The organism is Bergeriella denitrificans NBRC 102155 (assembly GCF_001592185.1).
Taxonomy (GTDB): domain Bacteria; phylum Pseudomonadota; class Gammaproteobacteria; order Burkholderiales; family Neisseriaceae; genus Neisseria; species Neisseria denitrificans.
The window spans coordinates 1-8,162 of the sequence record NZ_BCWL01000092.1; the positions used below are offsets into that span (position 1 = coordinate 1).

General features: G+C 58.1%; 5 protein-coding genes. 4 read left to right on the forward strand and 1 reads right to left on the reverse strand.

The annotated features are described in order from the left end of the window. Positions 1–270 precede the first annotated feature (270 nt). The 3 genes from rlmN (at position 271) to ispG (ending at position 3,497) form a co-directional block, all read left to right on the forward strand. Positions 271–1,359 carry a dual-specificity RNA methyltransferase RlmN gene (gene rlmN / locus BDE01S_RS06230; protein ID WP_066078832.1) on the forward strand — a complete coding sequence of 363 codons (1,089 nt, stop codon included), beginning with the start codon at positions 271–273 and terminating at the stop codon, positions 1,357–1,359. Between the two features lie 9 nt (positions 1,360–1,368). Next, the gene (gene pilW / locus BDE01S_RS06235; protein ID WP_066078822.1) at positions 1,369–2,127 is read left to right on the forward strand and encodes a type IV pilus biogenesis/stability protein PilW; all 759 of its coding nucleotides are present in this window, start codon (positions 1,369–1,371) and stop codon (positions 2,125–2,127) included. Positions 2,128–2,228: 101 nt separating this feature from the next. After that, positions 2,229–3,497, forward strand: coding sequence for a flavodoxin-dependent (E)-4-hydroxy-3-methylbut-2-enyl-diphosphate synthase (gene ispG / locus BDE01S_RS06240; RefSeq protein WP_066078824.1), 1,269 nt, complete (start codon positions 2,229–2,231; stop codon positions 3,495–3,497). Between the two features lie 178 nt (positions 3,498–3,675). Here the strand turns inward: ispG and BDE01S_RS06245 are convergent, their stop codons facing one another. Next, positions 3,676–5,445, reverse strand: coding sequence for an ABC transporter ATP-binding protein/permease (locus BDE01S_RS06245; RefSeq protein WP_066078828.1), 1,770 nt, complete (start codon positions 5,443–5,445; stop codon positions 3,676–3,678). A gap of 324 nt (positions 5,446–5,769) precedes the next feature. Here BDE01S_RS06245 and BDE01S_RS06250 point away from each other — a divergent pair, with 324 nt between their 5' ends. After that, on the forward strand, positions 5,770–8,031 hold the full coding sequence (locus tag BDE01S_RS06250) for a TonB-dependent receptor (protein WP_066078837.1): 2,262 nt from the start codon (positions 5,770–5,772) through the stop codon (positions 8,029–8,031). The last annotated feature ends 131 nt before the right edge of the window (positions 8,032–8,162 follow it).

Sequence of the window (8,162 nt, forward strand, 5' to 3'; positions counted from 1 at the left end):
AAATTCAGTTCTTCGACTGTAGTAGGCCGTCTGAAAAATACGCAGATTGTCCATTCGGATTTTTAATTTAAGTGAAATAGTGACATAAAATAAACAAGATACAGAGCCGCCGACGCAAGGTTGCCAAAGTCGCTTTTTTATTTTAATTCACTGTAACCGCGTGCCGCCGCAGGCACGCCGCCTTGGGCGGGGTACAAACGCCGCCCGCGCAAAGTTTCAAACAGCCGCTTGCCGCACCAGGCAGCCGGCCCGAACCAAGTACACAAACACATGAAAACCAATCTACTGAATTTCGACCTGCCGGGATTGACGGCGCATTTTGCCCAAATGGGTGAGAAGCCTTTCCGCGCCAAGCAGGTGATGCGCTGGATGCATCAGGCGGGCGCGGCCGATTTTGACGAAATGACCGATCTGGCCAAATCGCTGCGCCAAAAACTAAACGAGCAGGCCGTGGTCGGCATTCCGCAACTGATGACATCGCAGGAATCTTCAGACGGCACGCGCAAATGGCTGCTGGACGTGGGTACGGGCAACGGCGTGGAAACCGTTTTCATTCCCGAAGCCGAGCGCGGCACGCTGTGTATTTCCTCGCAAGTCGGCTGCGCGCTGGAATGTACGTTTTGCTCCACCGGCCGCCAGGGTTTCAACCGCAATCTGACCGCCGCCGAAATCATCGGCCAGCTTTGGTGGGCGAATAAAGCCATGGGTGTGACCCCGAAAAACGAGCGCGTGATTTCCAATGTGGTGATGATGGGTATGGGCGAGCCGATGGCCAATTTCGACAATGTGGTTACCGCCCTGAGCATCATGCTCGACGACCACGGCTACGGGCTGAGCCGCCGCCGCGTCACCGTATCCACCTCCGGCATGGTGCCGCAGATGGACCGCCTGCGCGATGCCATGCCGGTGGCGCTGGCGGTGTCGCTGCACGCATCCAACGATGCGGTGCGCGACGAAATTGTGCCGCTGAACAAAAAATACCCGCTGAAAGAATTGATGGCGGCCTGCCAACGCTATCTGGCGAAAGCTCCGCGCGATTTTATTACCTTTGAATATGTGATGCTCGACGGCATCAACGATAAAGCCCAGCACGCCCGCGAGCTGATCGAGCTGGTGAAAGACGTGCCCTGCAAGTTTAACCTGATTCCGTTCAATCCGTTTCCGAATTCGGGCTACCGCCGCTCCACGCAGGAGAATATCCGCGTGTTCCGCGATATTCTGCAGCAGGCGGGCTTTGTCGTGACCGTACGCAAAACGCGCGGCGACGACATCGATGCCGCCTGCGGCCAGCTCGCCGGGCAGGTGCAGGACAAAACCCGCCGCCAGCAGAAATGGCAGCAGATTATCGTCGAGCAGTAAGGTCGGGTTATGGCAAAATCACGCTGGTTGGCTTTATTGCCTGTTTGTCTCATCGCCGCCTGCGCCAACCCTTTGGGGTCGGAAGCGCGGGCGCGCGCGACGCAGGTGTCGGACATCAAAACCCAGCTGGCGCTGGAATATATGCGGACGCAAAACTACCGGCAGGCCACCGCGAGCATCGAAGAAGCCCTGGCCGCCGACAGCCGCAATGAAAACGCCTGGCTGGTGCGCGCCGAGATTTACCAGTTTTTAAAAGTGGGCGACAAAGCGCAGGAGAGCTTCCAAAAAGCCCTGGCTATTCAGCCCGACCGCGCAGAAACCAATAATAACTACGGCTGGTTTTTGTGCAGCATGCAAAACCGGCCGGCCGAAGCCATCGCCTATTTTGACAAAGCGCTGGCCGACCCGACTTATCCCACGCCTTATGTTGCCCAGCTCAACAAAGGCATCTGCAGCGCCAAATCCGGGCAGTTTGCCTTGGCCGATGCCTATTTCGAGCGCGCGCTGGCGGCCGATGCCGGCTTTTATCCCGTTTTTAAGGCTTGGGCGCGCGTGAAAATGCAGCAAGGCCGTCTGAATGAAGCCCTGGATTATTTCCGCCGCTACGAATCCGCCGCCGGCAGCCTGCCGGCAGAAGATTTGCTGCTGGGCTGGCAGATTTACCGCGCGGCGGGCGACATCTTAGCCGCAGACCGCTGCGAAGCGGAGCTGGAAAGCCGCTTTCCTTATTCGGAAGAATTGCAAACCCTCAGGCAGGCCGCCGGCTGACGCAACTGTCGGAAATATGCTCGGATAACACGGCATCAGGCCAAGCCGCATCACGCCGTGTCCCATCAGGACAAACCCGCTTTGGCGGGCAGGAATATGATATGACGAACACAATCACACGCCGCAGCACCCACCAAGTCAAAATCGACCATCTTACCATCGGCTCGGAAGCACCCGTATTGGTGCAGTCTATGACCAATACCGATACCGCCGATGCCGAAGCCACCGCGCAGCAGGTCAAAGAGCTGAGCGATGCCGGCTCCGAGATGGTACGCATCACCGTCAACAGCCCGGAAGCCGCCGCCAAAGTGGCCGAAATCCGCAGCCGTTTGGATGATATGGGCTATGCCACGCCGCTGGTGGGCGATTTCCATTTCAACGGCGAACGCCTGCTGGCCGAATTTCCCGAGTGCGGCAAAGCACTGGCGAAATACCGCATCAACCCCGGCAACGTCGGCAAAGGCGTGAAAGGCGACGAAAAATTTGCCTATATGATCCGCACTGCCGCAGAAAACGACAAAGCCGTACGCATCGGCGTCAACTGGGGCTCGCTCGACCAAAGCCTGGCCAAGCGCATGATGGATGCCAACCTGGCATCCGCCACGCCGCGTCCGCCGGAAGAAGTGATGAAAGAAGCGCTGATTGTTTCCGCGCTGGAATCGGCTGAAAAAGCCGTTGCCCTCGGCTTGCCGGAAGACAAAATTATCTTGTCGTGCAAAGTCAGCGCGGTGCAGGATTTGATTCAAGTCTATCGCGAACTCGGCAGCCGCTGCCGCTATCCGCTGCATCTGGGTTTGACCGAGGCCGGCATGGGCAGCAAAGGCATCGTCGCTTCCACCGCCGCTTTGTCGGTTTTGCTGCAGGAAGGCATCGGCGACACCATCCGCATTTCCCTGACCCCCGAGCCGGGCAGCCCGCGCACGCAGGAAGTCATCGTCGGTCAGGAAATCCTGCAAACCATGGGGCTGCGCTCGTTTACCCCGATGGTGACCGCCTGCCCGGGTTGCGGCCGCACCACCAGTACCGTGTTCCAAGAGCTGGCTCAAGACGTGCAAAACTACCTGCGTCAGAAAATGAGCGTATGGCGCAGCGAATATCCCGGCGTGGAATCGCTCAACGTCGCCGTGATGGGCTGCGTGGTGAACGGCCCGGGCGAGAGCAAGCTGGCCGACATCGGCATCAGCCTGCCGGGTACGGGCGAAACACCGGTTGCCCCGGTGTATGTGGACGGCGAACGCAAAGTGACTTTGAAGGGCGACAACATCGCTGCCGAGTTTTTACAGATTGTCGAAGATTATGTGAAAACCAATTACTGCGAAGGCGGCGCCAAACGCAGCCGTACGCGCGTGATTCCGATTCAGTCGCGCTGACGAATAGAAGATGACGGTGGAAGCCGTCTGAAAAACGGGCGGGGAAATCATTGATTTCCCCGCCCGTTTTTCAGACGGCCATTTTCAGACGGCCATTTTCAGACGGCCATTTTCAGACGGCCATTTTCAGACGGCCATTTTCAGACGGCCATTTTCAGACGGCCATTTTCAGACGACCTTATCCGCAGTCGGCTTCTCCGATTTCGGCAAAGCGGTTGTGGAAGGCGGCCAGGCTGCTGCGGTGGCCGATGCTCACGATAATGCTATCCGGCAGTGTGCGGCGGAGCGTGCGGTAGAGCAGGGCTTCGGTCGGTTCGTCCAGCGCGGAAGTGGCTTCGTCGAGCAGAATGACTTTGGGGCGGGCGAGCAGGGCGCGGCAGAAGGCGATGCGTTGCAGCTCGCCGGGCGAAAGTTTGTGTTGCCAATCGTCGGTTTCGTCCAAATGCGCGACGAGATGCGGCAGGCGGCAAAGGGTCAGGGTGGCGGCCAGCTCGTCATCGCCGGGGCGCAAATCGGGATAGCACACGGCTTCGCGCAGCGTGCCCTGAGGGGTGTAGGGGCGTTGCGGGATAAACAGGATGTCGGCACGCGGCGGGGTGTGCAGCGTGCCGCTGCTGCCGAAAGGCCACAGCCCGGCCAGCGCACGCAGCAGCGAGGTTTTGCCGCAGCCGCTCGGGCCCTGTATCAGCAGCGCATCGCCGCTTTGCAGGGCAACGCTGAAACCGCCGAGCAGTATGTCGCCGTTATGGCGGTAAAGCGTGAGGTTTTCCAGCTTGAGGCCGTCTGAAATATGATGAGTGTCCGGCTTGGGCGCGTCGTGCTGCCCGCGTGTGCTTTGGAGAAAGCCGTGCAAACGCTCGAGGCGGGCGCGGTAGGCGGTAAACTGTTCGTAGAAAAGGCGGAAAAACGAGAGGGCTTTCTGCAGGCGGGCAAAGGCTTGGACGGTCTGCTGCACGTCGCCGATTTTGATTTGCCCGGCAAACAGGCGCGGCGCTTGGAGGATAATCGGCAGCAGCTGGATGCCGTTGCTGAACATATCGTTAAAGCCGCTCAGGCCGACGCTTTGTCGGGCGATGCGCCAGCGGTTGCGGATGATGGCGGCGAAGCGTTGGCCGAGCTGGCGGTTTTCGCAGGCTTCGCCGTGGTAGAAGGCCACGCTTTCGGCATGGTCGCGCACGCGTACCAGCGCGTAGCGGTAGTTGCCGTTGAGTTTTTCGTTTTCGTAGTTGTAGCGGATCAGCGGGCGGCCGATCCACATGGCGGCAAAGGTGGCGGCGATGACGAAGATGAAGACAAACCATACGATGCCGTGCGGAATGTCGAAGCCGAACAGGGTCAGAATACCGGCCAAGCCCCACAATACAAAGGCAAATTCCAGCGAAGAAACAACGGAATTGACCATGCCGCGTATAAATTCGATGGTGGAGGTGATGAAATCCTGCGCGTCTTGCTGGATACGCTGGTCGATATTGTCGGGCGCGTGGCGGCGCATCTGCAGGCGGTAGTAGTTTTTGTTTTCCAGCCAACGCGCGGTTAACACGAAATTGAGCCGCTCCGACCATTTGATGGCCAGGCTTTGGTCGAGAAAATCGTTAATCACGCCGTTGAAGGTACGCAGCAGCACCACGCCGGCGTTCATGGCGGCAAACTGCCAGAAAGCGGCGATGTTCATATCCTGCATGGAGCTGTATAAGCCGTTGGACATAAACGTGCTCAATACATTCAGGCGGACTTCGGTGAGCAGCAGCAGGAGCATGCCCATCAGCGCCGCCAGAATTTTGACGCTGCTTTTGCGGGTGAGACACAGGCTTAAAATATGGCGGAACTCTTGGCCGAAGCGGGTGCGGGCGGCCAAAAAGACAATCAGCGCCAGCGCGGCCGATACGCCGCCGAGCGTTTTCAGCAGCCAAAGCGGCGTACCGTATAATTCAATCTGCCATTTTTCCATGATTTGGGGTTTCTTTTATCGGTAAGGCCGTCTGAAAATGCGCGATATTCAGACGGCTTTTGCGTATATCGGCGGCATCGGCAAGCGCGCGGGCTGGGGCGGTTTGATATGCTTATGCTATGAATATACGAATAATTATTATTAAAATTTTCAGCCGGTCGGAATATTATCAATATATAATCCCGGCATACAATAACTTTGTATGTTTTTACATTATTTATAGAGGGTGAGTACATTCTGCGACAAGGCGGGTGATGGTTATGCCGAAGCAGGATGGATTTGCCGACGATACGCAACAAACAATCACAATTAGGAATCAATACCATGCAGAGCAAACTGGCTTTGATGCCGCTGCTGATTCTCAGCGCTTTTGCTTACGCGGCCGATGAAACCGCGGTCGGACAAATCGAAGTAAACGAAGTGGACGTGCGCGCCGACAGCCGCCGCGCGCAGGCCGCCCGCTCTTATTCCATTGCCAGCGACGGCGATTTGCGCGACCGCGTGAATTTGGGTCTGCTGGGCAAGGCCAACGCATTTACCACACCGGTAACGGTGGTGAGCTATGACGAAAAAGTCATCAACAACAGCGAAGCACGCACGCTGGTGGATGTGATTGCCCAAAAAGATGCATCCACCTGGCAGTTCGGCGGCGAAAGCAATACGCTGACCGGCCTGTATTTCCGAGGCTACCAGCTCGATGCCCGCCAATTCAGCGTTAACGGCCTGGCCGGAATGTACGGCACGCAGGGCACGTCCAGCGTGCAGGTAGCATCCGCGCAGCTGATTAAAGGTGCGAACACCGCGGTAAATGGCATGGATCCCGAGGGCGCGGTATCGGGCGCGGTGAACATTGAAACCAAAAAAGCCGCCGATGAGGGCAACCGCAAAATCGGCGTCGGCTATTTCAGCGACAGCCGCGCACAGGGTACGTTTGACCTGGGGCAGCGCTTCGGCGAAGACAAACAGTGGGGCGTACGCATCAACGGTAAAAAACGCGTCGGCGATACCCCGCGCGACGATTACAAAGAAAACAACAATGAATACGCGCTGAATGCCGATTACCGCGGCGATAAGCTGCGCGTATCTTTCGATACCGTGTATGCCAAACGCAAAACCGCCGGCGGCCGCGCGCGCATTCAGGATATCCAAAATGCCAACGGCAGCCTGTTTGCCGCACCCGATGGCGAAACCAACCTGCTGCCGGGCTGGAACGGGCAAAACACCGTCGGCCAAACCAATATGCTGACGTTTGAATACGATTTGGACGCGCCGGTACAAATCAGCGGCGGCATCGGCTACAACAAAGCCCGCTACTACGGCACACTGGTTTCCCCAACCGCCTGCGCCACGGCCACATCGACCCGTCTGCAAAACGGCAACCGCTGCGACGGCACGCAATACACCACCGGCCGCGCCCGCTTAACCGACCAATATTTCCGCACCCTGAGCATGAATTTGGCCGCACGCGGCGAATTTGAAACCGGCCCGGTATCGCACAACTGGAGCGCCGCGTTCGACCGCATTATCCGCAACCGCACCACCCTGCAGGGCGCGCAAAGCCCGGCCAACAGCAGCATCACCGTGACCCCTTACGGCGCGGCGGGCATCGCCGAGCAGCTGGCCGCCTACAATCCGGTGCTGCCGGAGAATATGTCCACCAGCCTGGATGCCAATATCAAGGTCAACAGCCTGGCCTTGTCGGACACGCTGGGTTTTGCCGGCAACCGTTACCGCCTGACTGCGGGTGGCCGCTATCAATGGGTGGAATACACCGACAAACGGGCAGGGCAGAAAGGCAGCGCCGGCCGCTTCAGCCCGATGCTGATGGCCGCGTATGTGCCGACGCCCGATTGGGTGTTTTACGGCAACTACATGGAAGACTTGGAACCTGCCGATATTTCGACCGACGATTTCGGCAATACCACCATGTCCAAGCCGCGCGTAAGCCGCCAGTTTGAGGTCGGCGTGCGTAAAAACTGGGGGCAGCAGTCTTGGGGCAATATCGTCACCACGCTGAACGCTTTCCAAATCCGCCGCCCGGGCTACTGGCGCGGCAACAGCACAAGCGGCACGGATTTCATCGCATCGGGCGCGGTAGCGGGTGACGCGCAGGGCATAGAGCGCAGCCGCGGCGTGGAGCTGAATGTGTACGGTAATCTGCTGAACAACACCCTGCGCCCGACGCTCGGCCTGATGTATCTGCAATCCCGCGTGCGCGATTATCCGAATGCCGCCGATAATCTGGTCAGCGGCGTGCAGGTTGCCAACCCGAATATCGTCGCCAAAGCCGGCGTGGAGTGGGATACCCCGTTTGCCCGCGGCCTGACCTTGAACGGCGGCGTACAATATTTCGGCAAATTATACCAGCGCACCGATAAAGCCTACGCCTTCCCGTCTTATACCTTAGTCGATGTCGGCGCACGCTACAGCACCAAGCTGGGCGGCAATACGCTGACCGTTGGCGCGGCGGTGGAAAACCTGTTCAATAAAAACTACTGGCAGGTACAGCGCGGGCTGTTTGACCGCAGCTTCGCCGTAGTCGGTATGCCGCGTACTTATTGGCTGAAAGCCGAGCTGGCGTTTTAAGCCGTAGGGCGTATATCACACTGTATGATAAAAGCCGCTTCTTAATGGGAGCGGCTTTTTTGGTGTAGTTTGTACCGGGAAGTGCGGCTGGTAAGGCCGTCTGAAAAACGGCTTTGTTTTTGGCTGCCGCT